At 64.5% G+C, this 18128-nt stretch carries 21 protein-coding genes; 17 read left to right on the top strand and 4 right to left on the bottom strand.

Annotation, left to right across the window (positions count from 1 at the left end):
- Window positions 1–1815 carry a ribosome biogenesis/translation initiation ATPase RLI gene (locus E2484_RS03685; protein ID WP_137283862.1) on the top strand — a complete coding sequence of 605 codons (1815 nt, stop codon included), beginning with the start codon at window positions 1–3 and terminating at the stop codon, window positions 1813–1815.
- Window positions 1816–1925: 110 nt separating this feature from the next.
- Complete coding sequence (locus E2484_RS03690) at window positions 1926–3221, top strand: hypothetical protein (RefSeq protein WP_137283863.1); 1296 nt, start codon at window positions 1926–1928, stop codon at window positions 3219–3221.
- 117 nt (window positions 3222–3338) lie between these two features.
- On the opposite strand, the gene E2484_RS03695 is transcribed toward E2484_RS03690, so the two are convergent.
- Entirely contained in the window at window positions 3339–3860 is a 522-nt protein-coding gene (locus tag E2484_RS03695; RefSeq protein ID WP_137283864.1) for an archaemetzincin family Zn-dependent metalloprotease, read from the bottom strand.
- 39 nt (window positions 3861–3899) lie between these two features.
- Here E2484_RS03695 and E2484_RS03700 point away from each other — a divergent pair, with 39 nt between their 5' ends.
- The 10 genes from E2484_RS03700 to E2484_RS03735 all read left to right on the top strand — a co-directional run bounded on the left by E2484_RS03700 (window position 3900) and on the right by E2484_RS03735 (window position 10945).
- The gene (locus tag E2484_RS03700) at window positions 3900–4289 is read left to right on the top strand and encodes a UPF0146 family protein (RefSeq protein ID WP_137283865.1); all 390 of its coding nucleotides are present in this window, start codon (window positions 3900–3902) and stop codon (window positions 4287–4289) included.
- 57 nt (window positions 4290–4346) lie between these two features.
- The gene (locus E2484_RS03705; protein WP_137283866.1) at window positions 4347–5135 is read left to right on the top strand and encodes a formate/nitrite transporter family protein; all 789 of its coding nucleotides are present in this window, start codon (window positions 4347–4349) and stop codon (window positions 5133–5135) included.
- Between the two features lie 74 nt (window positions 5136–5209).
- Window positions 5210–5383: an AN1-type zinc finger domain-containing protein gene (locus E2484_RS03710; RefSeq protein ID WP_137283867.1), complete on the top strand. Its 174-nt coding sequence runs from the start codon at window positions 5210–5212 to the stop codon at window positions 5381–5383.
- 452 nt (window positions 5384–5835) lie between these two features.
- Entirely contained in the window at window positions 5836–6165 is a 330-nt protein-coding gene (locus E2484_RS03715) for a winged helix-turn-helix transcriptional regulator (protein ID WP_137283868.1), read from the top strand.
- Window positions 6166–6217: 52 nt separating this feature from the next.
- Window positions 6218–7108, top strand: a complete 891-nt coding sequence (locus tag E2484_RS03720; RefSeq protein WP_137283869.1) for a TIGR01548 family HAD-type hydrolase — start codon at window positions 6218–6220, stop codon at window positions 7106–7108.
- A gap of 96 nt (window positions 7109–7204) precedes the next feature.
- Entirely contained in the window at window positions 7205–7873 is a 669-nt protein-coding gene (gene npdG / locus E2484_RS03725; RefSeq protein ID WP_137283870.1) for an NADPH-dependent F420 reductase, read from the top strand.
- Window positions 7874–8058: 185 nt separating this feature from the next.
- Complete coding sequence (locus tag E2484_RS25370) at window positions 8059–8235, top strand: HVO_0416 family zinc finger protein (protein WP_303646679.1); 177 nt, start codon at window positions 8059–8061, stop codon at window positions 8233–8235.
- Window positions 8236–8371: 136 nt separating this feature from the next.
- The gene (locus E2484_RS03730; RefSeq protein ID WP_137283871.1) at window positions 8372–8500 is read left to right on the top strand and encodes a transporter; all 129 of its coding nucleotides are present in this window, start codon (window positions 8372–8374) and stop codon (window positions 8498–8500) included.
- A gap of 335 nt (window positions 8501–8835) precedes the next feature.
- Entirely contained in the window at window positions 8836–8997 is a 162-nt protein-coding gene (locus tag E2484_RS26255; RefSeq protein WP_438267632.1) for a DUF7563 family protein, read from the top strand.
- 121 nt (window positions 8998–9118) lie between these two features.
- On the top strand, window positions 9119–10945 hold the full coding sequence (locus E2484_RS03735; RefSeq protein WP_137283872.1) for a UvrD-helicase domain-containing protein: 1827 nt from the start codon (window positions 9119–9121) through the stop codon (window positions 10943–10945).
- A gap of 305 nt (window positions 10946–11250) precedes the next feature.
- Here the strand turns inward: E2484_RS03735 and E2484_RS03740 are convergent, their stop codons facing one another.
- Window positions 11251–11496 carry a DUF7533 family protein gene (locus E2484_RS03740; protein ID WP_137283873.1) on the bottom strand — a complete coding sequence of 82 codons (246 nt, stop codon included), beginning with the start codon at window positions 11494–11496 and terminating at the stop codon, window positions 11251–11253.
- A 249-nt stretch (window positions 11497–11745) separates the two neighbouring features.
- Between E2484_RS03740 and E2484_RS03745 the strand changes: the two genes are divergently transcribed.
- Window positions 11746–12381: a riboflavin synthase gene (locus E2484_RS03745; protein ID WP_137283874.1), complete on the top strand. Its 636-nt coding sequence runs from the start codon at window positions 11746–11748 to the stop codon at window positions 12379–12381.
- A gap of 41 nt (window positions 12382–12422) precedes the next feature.
- On the opposite strand, the gene E2484_RS03750 is transcribed toward E2484_RS03745, so the two are convergent.
- Window positions 12423–13559, bottom strand: coding sequence for a PrsW family intramembrane metalloprotease (locus E2484_RS03750; protein WP_137283875.1), 1137 nt, complete (start codon window positions 13557–13559; stop codon window positions 12423–12425).
- A 132-nt stretch (window positions 13560–13691) separates the two neighbouring features.
- Between E2484_RS03750 and E2484_RS03755 the strand changes: the two genes are divergently transcribed.
- The 3 genes from E2484_RS03755 (at window position 13692) to E2484_RS03765 (ending at window position 15804) form a co-directional block, all read left to right on the top strand.
- The gene (locus tag E2484_RS03755) at window positions 13692–13880 is read left to right on the top strand and encodes a hypothetical protein (RefSeq protein ID WP_137283876.1); all 189 of its coding nucleotides are present in this window, start codon (window positions 13692–13694) and stop codon (window positions 13878–13880) included.
- A 107-nt stretch (window positions 13881–13987) separates the two neighbouring features.
- Window positions 13988–14362, top strand: coding sequence for a DUF7532 family protein (locus E2484_RS03760; protein ID WP_137283877.1), 375 nt, complete (start codon window positions 13988–13990; stop codon window positions 14360–14362).
- On the top strand, window positions 14359–15804 hold the full coding sequence (locus E2484_RS03765; RefSeq protein ID WP_137283878.1) for a ribonuclease FAU-1 family protein: 1446 nt from the start codon (window positions 14359–14361) through the stop codon (window positions 15802–15804). The genes E2484_RS03760 and E2484_RS03765 overlap by 4 nt, the downstream gene beginning before the upstream one ends.
- A 70-nt stretch (window positions 15805–15874) precedes the next feature.
- Here the strand turns inward: E2484_RS03765 and E2484_RS03770 are convergent, their stop codons facing one another.
- Entirely contained in the window at window positions 15875–16231 is a 357-nt protein-coding gene (locus E2484_RS03770) for a cell division protein SepF (RefSeq protein WP_137283879.1), read from the bottom strand.
- Window positions 16232–16381: 150 nt separating this feature from the next.
- Here E2484_RS03770 and E2484_RS03775 point away from each other — a divergent pair, with 150 nt between their 5' ends.
- Window positions 16382–18100, top strand: coding sequence for a S8 family serine peptidase (locus E2484_RS03775; RefSeq protein WP_137283880.1), 1719 nt, complete (start codon window positions 16382–16384; stop codon window positions 18098–18100).
- Window positions 18101–18128 lie beyond the last annotated feature (28 nt).

Below are 18128 nucleotides of genomic sequence, written 5' to 3' on the forward strand. Positions count from 1 at the left end.
ATGGCGGACGACAGTATCGCGGTCGTGGACCTCGAACGGTGTCAACCCGACAGATGCAACTACGAGTGTAAGAACTACTGCCCGCCGAATCGGACGGGCAAGGAGTGCATCACGCTGCGCGGCGACGACGCCGAGGAGGGCGACCCCGACCAAATACACATCAGCGAGGAGATTTGCCTCGGCGAGACCTGCGGTATCTGCGTCGAGAAGTGTCCGTTCGACGCGATAGAGATCATCAACCTCCCGCAGGAACTCGAAGACGACCCCGTGCATCGGTACGGCGAGAACGCCTTCTCGCTGTACGGCCTGCCGGTCCCGCTGGAGGGACAGGTCACGGGCATCCTCGGGCCGAACGGTATCGGGAAGACCACCGCGGTCCGGGTTCTGGCCGGCGAACTCGCGCCGAACCTCGGCCAGCACGCCGACCCGCCGGGATGGGACGCGGTGCTGGACGCCTACCGAGGCACCGAGCTACAGGACTACCTCGGCGCGGTCAAGGACGGCGACGTGAGCGTCGCGCGCAAGCCCCAGTACGTGGACAGGATTCCCGACCGATTCGACGGGCCGACCTCTCAACTGCTGGAGAACGTCGACGAGCGAGGCGTGCTCGACGACCTGCTCGAACGACTCGAAATCGAACACGTCCGAGACCAGGACATCGACAGCCTCTCGGGCGGCGAACTCCAGCGAGTCGCGCTGGTGGCGTGTCTGGCCCGCGACGTGGACTTCTACTTCGTGGACGAGATTACGCCGTACCTCGACATCAGCCAGCGCGTGAAGGCCGCGCGACTAATTCAGGAGATGGCCGAGGAGGAGGGCAAGTCGATGCTCGTGGTCGAACACGACCTCGCCATCCTCGACCTCGTGGCCGACAACCTCCACGTGGCGTACGGTGAACCCGGCGCGTACGGTGTCATCACTTCCCCGAAGTCGGTCCGGAACGGCATCAACGAGTACCTCAAGGGGTATCTCGACAACGAGAACATGCGCATCCGGCCCAACGCCATCGAGTTCGAGGAACACGCCCCGCGGGTTACGAGTCGTTCCGACGCGCTCGTCGACTACCCCGACCTCACGAAGTCCTACGGCGAGGGCGAGTTCGGTCTCGAAGTCGAGGGCGGCACCATCCACGAGAACGAGGTGCTGGGTATCGTCGGCCCGAACGGTATCGGGAAGTCGACGTTCGCCGAACTGCTCGCGGGCCGACTCGAAGCCGACGAGGGCGAAATCGACTTCGACCTCGACATCTCCTACAAGCCCCAGTACATCGAAATCGACCAGCCGATGCGGGTCGATAGCTTCCTGCGCTCGATTACCGACAGGGTCGGCTCCTCGTACTGGAACACCGAAATCGCTCAACCGCTCCAACTCGACCGCATCATGGAGCAACAGCTCACCGACCTCTCGGGCGGCGAGCGCCAGCGGGTCGCCATCGCGGCCGCGCTCTCGGAGACGGCCGACCTCTACCTGCTGGACGAACCGTCGGCGTACCTCGACGTCGAACAGCGGGTGCGCGCGACCAACGCCATCCGGCGGTTCGCCGAACAGCAGGACGCGACCGTGATGGTCATCGACCACGACATCTACATGATAGACCTGCTCGCCGACCGACTGATGGTGTTCGACGGCGAACCCGCGGTCCACGGTCGGGCGAGCAAGCCCAAGGGGATGCGCGAGGGGATGAACGACTTCCTCGCCAACCTCGACATCACCTTCCGGCGCGACGAGAACGTCGGTCGCCCGCGCATCAACAAGCCCGGAAGTCAACTCGACCGCGAGCAGAAGAAGGAAGGCGAGTACTACTACGCGCCCTGACGCCGGTCGATTCGCCCGGACTCGTCCCGAGTTGCCTGCGAAGAAGTGGCAAGATTCGGTTCGGACGTAGAACCGAACGATTTTCGTCAACGGACTCATAGCCCCTTCCAGTGACACGCCTCCCCGACTGGCTCGGAACGGGCCACGAGCGCCGAACGAAACTGTTCGCGTGTCTCGCCGTCGTCAGTCTCGCAGTCGCGACCGTCGGCGTGCTGGCGGCCCCGGACCAACCGCGTCGAACCGTCGCCGACGAGTCGCCCGAGAACAACACGCTCGTCGCGCTACAGGGGTACCAGAGCGAAGGGAAAGCAGTCGAACTCGCCCCCGACGGCGAGGTCGTCTGGGAGTACGACGACCCCGACGACGTCTTCGACGTGGAAGCGCTCGGTCCCGACCGCGTGCAGGTGTCGACCGCCGACGAGATTCCCGACGCCGAGTGTCCGGACCGCTACCGCAACGACGGGTACTCGAACTGCGTTCGGAACAGCCTCCGGATTCTGAACAAATCGAACAACGAGGTGGTCTGGGAGTACGCGTGGTACGACGCGGAACTCCACGAACACGAACTCCACGACGCCGACCACTACACGGTCGACGGCGAGGACCGCTGGGTCATGGTGGACATGGGCAACGACCGCGTGTTCGCGGTGAACCGCCAGAAGGAAATCGTCTGGCAGTGGAACGCCACCGACACCTACGACCGACCCGACCGGATGGGACCGGAGAGCGACTGGACCCACATGAACGACGTGGACCGACTCCGGCCGGGCGTGTTCCAGGTCAGTCTCCGGAACTTCGACACCGTAGTCGAACTCCACGTCGAGAACGGGTCGGGACCGAGCGACCGGGCCGTGGCTGTCGAACCGGTCGTCGGCCCGAACCAGTTCGAGGGGAAGGGCGACGTCCTCTACGAACAGCACAACCCCGACCGACTCGCCGACGGCCACCTGCTGGTCGCCGACAGCGAACACGACCGCGTGGTCGAACTGAATCGGTCGGGCGAGGTCGTCTGGACGTTCGGCGGGAGCGCCACCCTGAACTGGCCCCGCGACGCCGACCGCCTCCCGAACGGCCACACGCTCGTCACCGACTCGTACAACGACCGGGTCGTCGAGGTGAACGAGGACGGCGAGATAGTCTGGGCGGTCGAGACCGGCCGACTCCCCTACGAGGCCGACCGACTCCCCGGCGAGGGGAGTAGCGACCACCCGACGGCTACCGAGGCGGGACTGGCCGACGGCGGCCGGGAGTCCGTCGTCGAGCAGTATCTCGGCTACGTCGTCGCCATCTCGAAGTACGTCCTTCCGACCGGGATGGGCGGACAGGTGCTACCGCTGGCGGTGGCGCTCGTCTCGCTCCTCGCCGCGGCGATAGAGGGCGTCAGGTGGCGCGGGATTCGGGGGTAGGAACCGACGGTTCACCGAGACGGCTCTCGGTCACGACGCCAATCGCTGTCGAATTTATACGATTGTTTAAGAAATAAAAATGTTTCTCAAGCGAACGTATACTCCCCCGAGGCCCGTCTATAGCACGTTCCGCTGACAGGTGCCACAGAGGTTCTCTTCTTTCACGTCCACTTCGCGGACGGTCGGCGAGAAGTTCATGACGCATCGCTTGTTGTCGCAGTGTTCGAGACCGAGCGTGTGGCCGATTTCGTGGACGACTTCCTTGCGGACCCGGTCGGAGAAGATCTCGCTCGCGCTCTGGTTGGAGAACCCGCCGTCGCTCGACGTTTGGAGTCGATAGGTCGAGATGACGCTCCCGTTGCCGTCGAGGTAGGCGAGACCGAAGACGTAGTTCCGGCGGCGATAGAAGAGGTCCTTGGGCGTGATAGCGATGTTCTTCTCTCCGGACCCGACGCGGCCCGCGAGTTCGATGAACTCCTCGGCGCGGTACTGGTCGCGTTTCTCGTCGTGTGCCCCGGACGGGACCGATTGAGAGTCGTGAATCGTAACGTCGCAGTCGTAGACGGAACGCAGAGCCGTCGAGGCTTGCCGCTTGACCCGCGCGGACACGTCCCCGACCGGGACGACATCAACGAGCATGAGAAACACTATGCGGGAGCGGCCCATAAACTTCCCGCCATGAGACACCGGACCCGTCGGGCAATCGTCGGCCGACTGTCTGACTTCGGACGCCTCGTAGAGGTGGGCGTCGGCAACCGGACCGACGTGGCCGCCGCGCTGGCCGACGCCGGCGCGACCGTCACCGCGACCGACGTGCATCCCCGCGAGGTCCCGGACGCGGTCGGGTTCGTGGCAGACGACGTCTTCGACCCCGACCCGGCGGTCTACCGGGACGCCGACGCCGTCTACGCGCTGAACCTCCCGCCGGAGTTGCATCGTCCGGCGCTGGAGGCGGCCCGCGACCACGACGCCGCGTTCCTGTTCACGACCCTCGGCGGCGACCAACCGGCGATTCCGGTCGAGCGCGAGACGGTTCCGGGCGAGACTATCTTCGTGGCGCGGGAGTGAACGGTCGGGCGTTCTGCCGCCAAGACGCTTAACAACGCGCCGGACGACAAATCAGGCGTGTCCGTCGCTCCAGACCCTTCCGAGATTTTCGACCGGGCGGTCGAAGAAGGCGAACGTCGCCTCGACCAGTCGATGCTCGAACTCGTCTCGACGAGTTTCATCGCCGGGTTCACCATCGTCTTCGGCATCGTCGCGCTCGGTATCGCGGAAGCCGTGGTGAGGCCGCGCTACGGCGAAGTCGCGAAGATCGCAGGTTCGCTCGCGTTCGGCGTCGGCGTCGTGTTCCTGGTCGTCGGCCGGGCCGAACTGTTCAACGAGAACTTCTTCGACCCGACCGCGAAGGCGGTCGACGCCGACGACTCGTGGATGGTCGGCTCGCTCGCCCGGCTATGGGTCGTCACCTTCGCGCTCAATCTCGTCGGCGGCGGTCTCTTCGTCGCCGTCCTGACCGTCGAGGGTGCGCTTCCCGCGGGAACGCCGGAGGTGCTGTCCCACACCGCCGAGGAAATCGTGCATCGGCGTGCGGCCCCCGAGTTCGTGAAGGGCATCGTCGGCGGTGCGCTCGTGGCGTTGCTCTCGTTCCTCCTGGCGGCCGTCAACAGCGTCGGAAGTCGAATCACCTTGTCCTACGTCGTCGGGGTCCTGCTGACGCTCGGTCCCTTCGACCACGTCATCGTCACGATACTTCACGTCCTGTTCGGCGTCCTCTTCGAGGCGAATATCGGCCTGGGCGCGCTGGCCGAGACGACGGCGGTCGTCACGGCCGGGAACCTCGTCGGTGGTCTCGGACTGGTCACGCTCACGCACGTCGCGCAGGCGAAGGGAGCGCGCGAGTCCGACGAGTGACCCGGAAGACGCGGCCTAAAAGTGGTGTGTGAACACTACCCCAACGTTATAGCAGAGAATTGCGTAGTCGTCGCATGGGCACCTGCAAGCGATGCGGCGAGAAAATGACTGGGGAGCGAAACTGTTCGTACTGCGGCAATAGCTACTGCCCGGAACACCAACTCCCCGAGAAGCACGACTGCTCGGGCGTGAAGAACTGGGACACCGAGGGCGAACGTTTCGATAGCGGGTTCGACGGTTCGGAGTGAGAGGTTCCGGGCGAGACGTTGTGCCTGGCGCGAGACGTCGAAAGCCAGTTCTCGAAGTAACCGCGTCAGGTCGCCGGGACCCCGTGGTGGTAGAATCAGTCCGACCGATTCAACGACGCCTGTGCAGCGCGAACGAGTTCGTCCTGCGAGACGAGTACGGCCTCGCAGCGAGCACACTGGTAGTACGCGTTAATGCCATCGCTTCCGACGCGTTGCAGGTCCGGGTCGGGGTGATCACAGGATTCGTCTTCGGACGCGATGACCCATACTTTCGTTCGGCTCGATTTCGATCTCGGAACCGATCCGCCGTCCATCCGTCCAGAGTGAGTTTCGTCATGTGCCATGACCTACGTCGGTGCGGAGGCCACAAATAAATATAAGTATCCTATCACTTAGGAGGTATCAGTTCCGATACCACCCTACTCATGTCGTAGCATCCCGTATCACCGGACATGGAGACGGGTCCCGAAACGCCCGAGTGGCAGCGCACCTGGCACGGCCTCTGGGACATCCTCAGTTGCAAGTGGACTTTCCACATCATTCGGCTTCTCTCGACTGGTGAACACGGGTTCAACGAGATGGAGCGAAAGCTCGCGGGCATCACCTCGACGATGCTCTCTCGTCGACTCAAGCAGCTCGAATCGGAGGGAATCGTTTCGCGGGAGGTCGAGCACACCGCACCGCCTTCGACGTCGTACCGGCTGACCGAAACTGGAGCGGACCTGAGCCGAATTCTCCGGCAGATCGAGGAGCTGAACCCGACCGAAGGCGACGAGTCGTAATCGTGAATTGGACTGCGGAAGAGCCTTGAACCGCGATTGACTACACCCTCCCATGCAAGCCGACGCGGTCGTGCTGGACATCGACGGAGTACTCGTGGACGTGGCCGACTCCTACCGACGCGCAATCGTGGAGTCGATAGCTCGCGTCTACGGCGACACCATCGAGAAGGAGGCCATCCAGTCGTTCAAGGACGCTGGCGGGTTCAACAACGACTGGGAACTCACCTACGCCGCGGCCCTGTTCGTCCTCGCACGCCGGGAGGGACTGGAGATGGACCTCGGGACCTTCACCGACCGAATCGCGGAGCGCCGGGCCGAAGGCGACGACGCGGAGTCCGCAGACGGTCTCGACGCCGCCGAAGCGGTCGTGGACGACGCCCTGCCCCCGGAGGCACGCGAGCGCGCCCGAGCGGACTGGAACCCCGAGCGACTCCGCGAGGTGTTCCAGCAACTCTACCTCGGTGCGGACCTCTACGCCGACGTCGAGGGCGCAGAACCGGAACTCGACACCCCCGGCTACATCCACGACGAACCCGTCCTGCTCGACACCGAAACGCTCGACGCGCTGGCCGACCGCCCACTCGGCGTCGTCACCGGTCGCCCGTCCGACGAGGCCGACATCGCCCAGCGCCGGGCGGGTCTCGACGTGCCCGAGGACCGTCGGTTCACGATGGACGACTGGGAGGAGGGCAAACCCCACCCGCGCGCACTCGTGACGCTCGCCGAGCGGTTCGACGCCGAGTCGGTCGTCTTCGTCGGCGACACGCTGGACGACGTGAAGACGGCCCGAAACGCCGACGACGAGAACACGGCCCGCGACTACTTCGGCGTCGGCGTCCTGACCGGTGGATTGACCGGCGAGGAAGGTCGCCGGAAGTACGAGGAGGCCGGTGCGGACGCCGTCATCGACTCCGTGAACGACCTGCCGGACCTGCTGGCGTAGGGAACTTCTCGTTCCCGTCCTCGGGTCCGAAGCAGTCAGATTTCGTACTACGGCGGAGTGGGAATCTTTAATCCGGCCCCGGTCCGACTGTGAGGTATGCGAATCGCACTGCTCGGCGGGACCGGCGACATCGGACAGGCCCTCGCGCTCCGGTGGGCGCGAGACACCGACCACGAGATTCTGATCGGCTCCCGCGACCCCGAGAAGGCCCGACAGAAGGCCGACGAGTACGAGACCGAACTCGACAGCGTCGGTGTCGAGCGCGAGGTCAAGGGGTTCGCCAACGAGATGGCCGCCGACCGGTCGGACGTGGTAGTGTTGGCGGTGCCCGCGTTCCACGTCCAAGACACCGTCGAGGCGGTCGCCGACCGCATCGAGGACGCCGACGTGCTGGTCTCTCCGGCGGTCGGGATGGACCGGGACGAGGACGGGTTCCACTACAAGCCCCCGAAAGCGGGAAGCGTCACGGAACTGGTCGCCGACGCCGCGCCCGAGGACGTCCCCGTGGTCGGAGCGTTCCACAACCTCTCGGCCGACCGGCTCGCCAATCTGGACGTGGAACTCGGCCTCGACACGCTGGTCGTCGGCGACGACGGTGACGCGGTGGAGACGGTGGCCCAGTTGGCCGAGCAGATAGAGGGACTCCGCGCCTTGAAGGCCGGCCGCGTAGCCAACGCCGCAGAGGTCGAGAGTATGACGCCCCTACTCATCAACATCGCCATGGAGAACGAGGGGATGCACGACGTGGGCGTGACGTTCGAGTAGCGAATCCGGACGCCGACGATACCGACCCTGTTCTCCCGGAATCTCCTCGGTTCACCCGTCGGTTAGGCCTATCTTACTCCCTGAGATAGGAACTCACACGCGAGAAATCGAACGTTGCGACGTGTCGGTAATCTACCTGTTACACCGATACGGTTATAAGGATGGTGTGCATTAGCATACCATGTATGGCGACCGCACCGACCGGCGACGACGACGTTTTCGACGAATTCCTGTCCGAGCGTGGCCACGAAACGGAAACCGTCGGCTGGCAGGAGGACTATAACAAGAAACAGTGCCCGGAGTGCGGCGGACTCCACGATACGTCCGCGAGCGAATGTTCGGTATGCGGTTGGCGACCGTAGTTTCGGACGCCTCCGTCTCGGTGTCGCATCGCGCGTAACTACTACGACTCGAAGGCGGCCTGAGTCCACTTTTTTCGACGGTCGAAGCACCGTACACGGTGACAATCGGTTTCCGACCCCGGACCGTACCGAGCGTATGGTCCGATTCTCGACGCTCGTCATCCTCGCCGGAATCGTGCTGCTGTTCGTTCCGATTCCGCCGGTTGCGACCATCCTCGGCATCGTGACGATTGCCATCGGCGTCGTGATGAGACTGCTCGGCTGAGACCAGTCGAGTGAATCGCCCACGCGGGGCTACACTCCGGGTATCGGCCCTGCTCTCGCGACGAGCACCGCGGTGTCGGCGGCGGTCCACGACTCCGACCGCCCCGGCCGAACCACGTGAGCAGGTGCTATCGACGAAATCGGAGGACCTCCGGCCCTCGCGTATCGCGGCAGTGTCGAGTCTCGAAGCAGTCCGGAACTTTCTATTATAAATTTACTGTTCATACTATCCCGAACCGTCACCAAGCGGTCAACGTAGTGAATTCGGACGTTCGAGACGTTCGAGTCAGTGTCGATAGAAATATAGTGTAAGATTTCCGTAGTGGAACAAGAGAAATGCCAGAGTGTCAGAATTGCGGTTCGTTCGTGACGGACGCCTACGCACGAGTGTTCACACCGCGCGAGGTAGACGATCCGCGAGTGTGTCCCGAATGCGAAGACAAGATTCGAGACGGAAGCGAAGTCCGCGAAGCGCGGTCGCCGCGAAACACTTCGTAGTGCTGTAGACCGACCGTTTTCCCTCCGAACGGGCGACTCCCGTTTAGCCCCGAGACCGGCGGACAGGGCGGTCGCTTCGATTCACATCGTTTTATGAGTACGGGGGCCATGGAGTGGTGTAATGAGTCAAGACACGGACGAACGCGTGACCCGACTCTTCGGTGGACCCGGAAGCGGGAAGACCACCGAACTACTCGACCGGGTCGAAGATCTCCTCGACAAGGACGGCGTCAGCGTCAACGATATTCTGCTGGTCTCGTACACCCGAGCGGCCGCCAACGAGGTCCGGGAGCGCCTCGCCGAGCGCCGCGACCTCAACCCCCGTTCGCTACAGGGTTCGGTCTGCACGATGCACGCGAAGGCCTACGAACTGCTCGACCTCTCGCGGAACGACGTGGTCGGCGAGTCCGACAAGAAGGAGTTCTGCGAGGAGTTCGGCATCGAGTTTGAGGACGAGTACAGCGGTGCTGGTCGCCGGACCGCGCGCTCGACCACGCTCGGCAACAAGATAATCGCCACCAGCCAGTGGCTTCAGCGAACTCGCCGGGACGTGGCCGACTGGTACGACGTGCCCTTCCAGTGGAACGACGAGGAGGTTCGGCTTCCGCCCGAGATAGACGAGAAATCCCAGGAAGGAAACAAGTACACCCCGACGTGGCCCAGCGACGACGACCGCCTGGACGTGCCCGAGGCCATCCGAGGGTGGCGCAACTACAAGGGCGAAAACGACCTCGTCGGCTTCGCGGACATGCTCCAGCGCGTCCGCCAGCGGTCGCTCCTCCCGAACGTCGACTACCTCGTCATCGACGAGTTCCAGGACATCACGAGCCTCCAGTACGACGTGTACGAGGAGTGGAAGCCCCACATGGAGCAGGTCCTCATCGCGGGCGACGACGACCAGGTCGTCTACGCGTGGCAGGGCGCGGACCCCGGTCTCCTGCTCGACGAGGGCGGCAACGACGTTATTCTCGACACCTCCCACCGGCTTCCCTCCGAAATCCTGCAGGTCGTCCAGCAGGAGGTCCAGCACATCGACAAGCGCCAGGAGAAGAACCTCTCGCCGCGCAAGGAGGGTGGGTCGGTCGAACAGGTCGATAGCCCCTCGATGCTCGAACTCGTCCGGAACGTCCGGTACACCGTCCAAGAACACGACGGTACGCTGATGATTCTGTTCCGGGCGCGGTACCAGATGTTCCGGTTCATCGACGAGTTCATCGACGAGGGCATCCCGTTCAAGTGCCTGACCGACCAGCGGATGTGGACCGACCGCCTCCAGCAGTACGTCGACGCCGTGGAGAAAGTGGACGAAGACGAACCCATCACGGCACTCCAGGCGCGTCGATTCGCCGACATGCTTCAGGACTCGGCGTTCGGCACCAACGAGCGTGACGAACTGTTCGACGCCATCGACGAGCGCAAGGAGGAGGCGGACACCGACGACCTCGCCGAAATCGAAGTCGACCCCGACTTCGTGACCGACTTCGCGCCGTTCATGCCCGGCCCGGCGTCGGCGGCCGACATGGTTCGGAAGGTCACGAGTTTCCAGAAGAACTCGATGCGGGCCTACTTCCAGGGGGACTATCAGGACACGGCGGCCGACCGCGTGCGCCTCGGCACCATCCACTCCGCGAAGGGCCGCGAGGCCGACCACGTGTTCGTCGCAACCGACCTGACCGAGAAGGTGGTCGAGCAGATGGCCGCGACGATGGACGGGGAAGTGAACGGCGAGGAGTTCACGTCCACGACCGACCCGGTACCGGTCCTGACCGACAACGAGCGCCGGGTGTTCTACGTCGGAATGTCGCGTGCGCGCGAGCGCCTCGTCATCATGGAGAACCTCGTCAGCGGCGCACCGACGCTCCCCATCGACGTGTTGCTATACAACGAGCGCAACGAGAAGGACATCGAGGACGCGCTGGCGGAAGTCTCGGAAGCGACGCCGCAGTAGCGCGGTGAGATTCGGGGGTTTCCGACCGGGTCGACTCGCGGCGGACTTCTAGGTCAGCTCTCGGGACTATCCGGAACGTACTCGTGTAAACACTCACCCGAGCAGAAGGTGTGCTGTAAGATCGGTTCGGACTCCGGTTGGTAGTGGTGAAGTTCGTAATGTTCGGTCCGTCTGTCGATTTTGTCGTCACAATGGAAACAATTCACGTCACGTAATAGCGCATCGACCCGTATAAGCCTGTAGACCGATTTCGGTCCCCGGCGCGTCACTTCTCGCCGAACCACGCCGCCGTTCGCCCCACCGGGTCACTCCTCGTCGTCGGGCGTCTTCACGACTTTTCCGATGGTCTTCTCGGCCATAACGCCCGGAACGTCGGTCGGCGTGGTCAGGTACTCCTCCAGTGCGACCATCACGACCGCCACGGCGACGAATCCGCCGCCGAGGAGAGTCTCGCCGTCGAGGAGGAACTGGACGCCGAGGAGACCGACCGGAAGCGCGAAGACGAGCGTCGCCGCGAGTTGGAGCGTGCCCATGATACCCGGTTTCTTCATCACGTAGCGATTTTCGGCGGCCAGTGAAAAACCCCGCGGGCGCGAGACGAGCTCTGACAGCTGTTTGTATATTTCTCTCGAATATATGCAAGTTCGTTTAAGCTTTCTCTACCATGTCGAGTGTCACAGAGGATTTCGCCCGTCGCTCGCACGAACCGGGGCGAGGATCGGAGACTACGCGCACGGGAAACCCCGACTCGACTCTCGGACTCCGCAATCCTTTTCACCCGACCGCTCCACAAATCTGGTATGTTTACCGGAATTGTTGAGGAAGCCGGTACGGTCCGCGACGTGACCGCGACCGACGGGGGCCGTCGCCTCCGTATCGAGGGCGCGGAAGTCACAGAGGGCCTCGAACGCGGCCAGAGCATCAGCGTCAGCGGGGTCTGCCTGACGGTCGAGGAGTTCGCCGACGACTGGTTCGAGGTCTTTCTCGCCAGCGAGACGGTCGAGAAGACCTACCTCGGCGAGGTCGAGGCGGGCGACTCGGTGAACCTCGAACGAGCGATGGCCGCCGACGGGCGCTTCGACGGCCACGTCGTGCAGGGCCACGTCGATACCACCGCTGAGGTCGCGGACGTGCGCGAGGTCGGCGAGGACTGGGAGTACGAGTTCGCCATCCCCGAAGGGTTCGGCAAGTACGTCGTGGACAAGGGGTCGGTCACGGTGGACGGCATCAGTTTGACGGTGGCCGAGCGCGGCGACGACACCTTCTCGGTCGCCATCATCCCCGAGACCCACGCCGTGACCAACCTCTCCGAGAAGGAAGTCGGCGACCCGGTTCACCTCGAAGTGGACGTGATCGCGAAGTACGCCGAACGACTGCTGGACGACGCTGGATTCGAGGTCGGCCGGAAGGAGGTTCTCGGAGCGCCGGAGCAGTGACCGGGAGGGGCCGACCGGTTCCGAGAACCGACCTCGCGTGACTACTCGGAGTTACCCTCCGAGGACCGACTCTCCGCGTGCTGATTTTCGGGAGACTCGTTTTCGGTATCCCGACGTTCGGAACGGGCTTCGGACGACTCGTAGTCATCGAGTCCGTCGGCCGACTCCTCGAAGTCGGCGCGGTCGCGCTCGACGCCTTCGTCCTCGAAGGAGACGCTCGTGCCCATGTCGGTCTGGCGGTAGGCGTGGCGGTAGCGCGAGATTTTCCGATAGAGCAGGTAGCCGAAGACGCCGTCGTAGACGATGACGAACGCGAGGAACGCCACGCCCGGCGCGACTTCGATCCCGAGAAAGTCGAGGAGAGGACCGAGATACGTGACCAGCGAGTTGTACGTCGCGTGGATGAACGCCGCGATTAGCAGACCTTTGACCACGATAGGACCGTCGTTCTCGCGGTTGAACTTCGCGAGTCCGAGATAGTAGCCCGCGAACGCCGAGTAGATGACGTGGCCCGGACCGGCCAGCAGGCGGACCGCGGCGGTCTGGCCCGCCGACGCGATCTGCTGAGAGCCGATGGTTCCCACGTCGGCGATGCTCTGGGTGATGTAGATGGCGTTCTCGATCGTCGCGAAACCGAGTCCGGCCATCGCGCCGTACACCGCGCCGTCGATGACCGCGTCGAATTGGTCGCTCCGGAAGGCGTAGAGCCGAATCGCCAGCCACTTCACGACCTCCTCGACCGGCGCGACGACCAGATAGAAGAACAGCACCATGCCGACGACCGGGACGAGCGTAATCACGCCTGCGAGCGTGTTGATGATGGCCGCGAACCCAGCGAACAGCACGCCGAGCAGGAACGTGGCGACCAGCAACGAGAGCGGTTCGGAGGTCGTCACGTCGGCGTACCAGATGTAGGCCGCCAACCCGAACGCCGGGACGACCGACATGAGGACGAACGCGCCGATAATCGGGTCGCTGATGGCCGCCAGTCCGGTCAGTGCGAACTGAGCGACCAGGATGACGAGTGCGAGCAGGAGGACGATTGCGTGTCCCAACCGGTGTAAGCCGCGGTAGACGCCGCTGGACAACCTGTCGAGCCAACTCCGAGACTCCCACGTCGCGATGTCGTAGAGGTCCGCCGAGTCGGTCGCACCTTCTTCTATCGGGTCGCGTTCCATCGCCGAACGCTACGAATCCCAGGACCAATTATCTGGCTCCCGAACCCCTTTAACACCTTAATCGTGATAATATACCGTTAAGACTAGCAGGAGAATGTTTAACAACAGGAATCGGCCACAGAGTTCGACAAGATGACGTACCGAAGTGAGAGCCGAGGAATCCTGTACACAGCACCCCCGAGCGGCGACGAGAGCGACTCGACAGAGGAGACGACCGAAGCCGAGGAACCAGCCGCAGAAGAGCGCGAGATGCCGAATCTCGAAACGACGAGCGCGACGACAGACGCCAACTGGACCGGCACCGTCCCGGCCGACGACTGAGAGACCGACCCGCGCGCGTCCGAGGTGACGGGGAGACGACTCGACAGACCCCGACTCTTCTCGCCAGAATCGCTACACCGAAGGGACCGCCGCCCGAGACGTCTGGTATGAGCTTCGACCCCCGCACGCGCCGGGCGCTCCGCGAGGCGGGCGTCTCCGAAGAGACCTTACGAGAGGCGTCGGAGGCCGCGGCGACCGACGCGGAACGCACCGCCGAACAGTTGGAGTCGTTTTTCGAGGACCGCGAGGTCGTCTACTCCGACATGGACCGGACCCACAGTACCGCCCAGTTTCCCGAACACTCCGTGGAGTACGCCGACTGTTTCACGCACAGCGACGACGTGCGCGGCTGGCTCCGGTTCGACTCGTGGGGCGTCTACGTCGAGGGCGGCCGGGTGCTGAGCGACGAAGTGGTCGAGTTGACGCTCGGCCCGACGGTCCACGAGAGAGTACGGTTCGCCACCGCTCGCGAGGAGCTATGAGTAGGGTCCGAATTCGCGGTATCTACACCACCGCACTGACCGAGCGCCTCCGCGACGAGTTCGAGGTCGTGCAGGCCTCGCCACCGATTCGGCGGCGCTTCGACGCCGACTTCCCCAGCGAGGAGTACGACGTCAGCGTCGAGACCACCGACGACCGGCAGGGCGCGGGCGTCGTCGGCGACCCCGAGGCGGTCGCACCGATCGCCGACGACCTCGCCGAGGTGGGCGTGGACACCTTCCGGTGGTCGGACCCGGCCCCGCGCGGTGCCGTCTTCGACGCCGCCGTGACCGACACCCTCGGCGGCGGCGCGGTCGTGGACCTCGGCGAGCGCGAGGGCTACCTCTCGTTCGGGAAGACCGACCGGCGCGTCCACGAGGGCGACCGCGTCCGGGTACAGGTCCACGAGGCCGCGGCCCCGTGGGTCGACCACCGGCCGGTACTCGGCACCGAGGTGCAGGCGTTCGGCGGGGTCGCCAGCCTCTCGAAGGGCATCGACAAGGTGGTCGCCTCGGGCGACGACGCGACCCGGACCGAACTCGCCCGGACGACCCAGATGCTCCCGACCGAGGTACCCGACGACTGGGGCGTCCGGTGGGAGTACGCCGCCGAGGACGCGGGCATGGACGCGTTGGACGACGCGCTCGGAGGGGCGGTCGCGCAGGCGGAGACCATCGACGCCGGACTCGCCGACGCGCCCGACTCGCCGGAGAACGCGGCCAGCGCCGACTTGCCTCGGCGACTCGTCGCGCCCGAGGCGACGACGTGGCTCTGGTTCGGCCGGGCGTCGAGATTCGGCCTGGACGCCGACCGCCGGGCCGTCACGACCACCATGCCCGGCCACCACCGGGTGAAGGCCGCCCACGCGTCGGCCAGTTCCGCGGTCGATTTCGTGGAAGACCTCTGGGCCGAGACCGAGTGTCTCGGCGACGCGGACGACGACTTCCCCACGGGCGCGGCCCTCCGACAGTTCGGGCCGAGCGAAGACGACCGACTCGAAATCCATCACGGCAAGCCCGACGGCCGGTGTTTCTCGCTCGGCCGCGGCGAGGTCACGGCGTGCGACCCCGAGGAGGGGAAGGTCACGGTCCGCCGCGAGATGTCCGGGCGAGGCACCTACGACGCCCTCGGGACCGCCCGCGAGTCGGGCGACGTGGCAGTCACGAAGTTCCGCGAGGGTCGGTGGTGGTACCCCACGGTCTACCGGAGCGACGACGGCGAGCGGAAGGGTACCTACGTCAACATCTGCACGCCGGTCGAACTGTTCCCCGACGCCGCGCGCTACGTGGACCTCCACGTGGACGTCGTGAAGTTTCCCGACGGCGAGGTCGAACGCGTGGACGACGACGAACTAGACGAGGCCGTCGAAGACGGCGACGTCGCGCCGGACCTCGCCGAAAAAGCTCGGAGCGTGGCGAGTAGCGTAGAGCGCGCTCTGAAGTGAGTAGCGCGAAGCGCGCTTCGAGGTGAGTAACGCGGAGCGACCTCGAAGAAGAAGAAGAAGTCCGCGGCCCTCAGCGAGTGAGTTTCTCCCGACTGACGTTGACGCCGGTCGGGGTGACGAGAATCTGGTCGTCGCCCTTCTGGACGATGTCGCCGTCGACCTCGCGGGCGACCTGCTGGAGTTCGTTGGTGATTCGCTCGACCGTGGTGTCTTCGGTTCGGAGGCGTGTGATGTCGGCGACCACGAGGTCGCCGTCGTAGATCGCGTCTTTGATGGCGATGACGTCCTGCTGGCCCTGTATCTCGGCGATGTGGACCTGCATCGCGGCGTCACCCGACGCCGTATCGAAGTCGTCGAGGTTGAGTTCCACGTAGTCCTCGGCGGTGTGTGCGTCCCGGTCGCCGAGAATTTTGCTCATGAAGCCCATAGGGATATGGGCCGAGCGAAACGGTATAGTTCTTACGTCAGACGAAAGCTCACCACCGGCCACGACGGATGGATAAAGTTATCTACTATATTTGTAATATTATAGTTTTCATGGAAACACTTAACACGATTGCGGGTAGTTTGCCACCAGATGTCTGATAAGGAAAATACCTTTTCGAGGCGTAACGTATTGAAGGTCGCTGGCGGGTCCATCGCCGCGATGGGGACGGCGGGGCTCGGAAGTGCGAGCGGCGAAGTCGAGGTCAACGTCGGGTTCTCGTCCGAACGCGGCCGACAGGCCGCACTCGACGAAGCGAACGAGACGGTCCGTGAGTTCGACTCCATCGACGCGATGACGATTCGTCTGCCCCAGCAGGCGGCGTCGGCGCTCCGAACGAACCCCCACGTGCGCTACGTCGAGCAGAACGGCACGGTTCAGGCTCACGCCCAGACCCTTCCGTGGGGCGTCGACCGCGTGGACGCCGACGTGGCACACAGCAACGGCGAGACCGGCCACGGCGCGGACATCGCCGTTCTCGACACCGGCATCGACGACGACCACCCCGACCTCGAAGCCAATCTGGGCGAGGGAAAAGATTTCACCGGCAAGGGAACCTGGGACGACGGAAACGGCCACGGGACCCACTGTGCCGGGATTGCTGACGCCGTGAACAACGGCGAGGGCGTCGTCGGGGTCTCCACCGAAGCCACCCTCCACGCCGGCAAGGTGCTGGGCGACGACGGTAGCGGGTCGTTCTCTGACGTCGCGGCCGGTATCGAGTGGGCCGCCGACCAGGGTTACGACGTCGCCAGCCTGAGCCTCGGTGCGAGTTCCGGGTCCAGTACGCTCCAAGACGCGGTGCAGTACGCCTACGACAACGGCGTGCTCGTCGTCTCGTCCGCGGGGAACTCCGGCCCCTGTACAGACTGCGTGGGCTATCCGGCCGCCTACAGCGATGCCATGGCCGTCTCCTCGACCGACAGCGACGACTCGCTGTCGAGTTTCTCCTCGACCGGTTCGGAGGTCGAACTCGCCGCGCCGGGCGGAAGCATCTACTCGACGTACGCCGGCGGTGGCTACGACACGCTCTCGGGCACGTCGATGTCCTGCCCGCACGTCTCGGGCGCAGGTGCCCAACTCATGGCCAACGGTGCGTCGAACACCGAGGCGCGTAGCACGCTGAAGAACACGGCCGAGGACATCGGTCTCGCCAGCAACGAGCAGGGTGCCGGTCTGCTCGACGTGGAAGCGGCGCTCGGCGGCGACGGCGGTTCCAACAGTTCGCCCTCGTGCACCCTCGTCGAACCGAGCGACGGCGACGCGGTTAGCGGAACCGTCACGGTTCGGGCCGACGCCAGCGACAGCGAGGACGACGATACCAACCTCGACGTGGGCGTGTCTATCGACGGCAGAGCGTGGCAGAGCGCCACCTACGACTCCACCAGCGGCTACTACGAGTACGACTGGGATAGCACGGCCGTCAGCGATGGAGACCACACCGTTCAGGCGCGAGCGACCGACAGCGACGGCGCGACGACGGAGTCGAGTCGGATATCCGTTACCGTGGACAACACCGCCAGCGACAACGCTCCGAGTATCGATCAGTTCGTACCGACTGACGATAGCAATCCGGCGTGGACGCGCTACGACGTGGACTGGTCCGTCAGCGACGGCGACGGCGATCTCGCCGACGTGACCTCCGAGATGCTGGACTCGTCCGGGTCGGTCGTCGCTTCCGAGAGCAACGCGGTCGGCGGTGCCAGTGCGTCCGGCACCGACTATCTGAAGACCAAGGGGAGCGCCAGCGAGATTCGGCTGACAGTGACCGACGAGGCGGGAAACTCGTCCGCGAACACGAAGTCCATCTGAGACGCCGAACGTCCGACGTACTACTTTT

Source organism: Halorussus salinisoli, assembly GCA_005239435.1.
Taxonomy (GTDB): domain Archaea; phylum Halobacteriota; class Halobacteria; order Halobacteriales; family Haladaptataceae; genus Halorussus; species Halorussus salinisoli.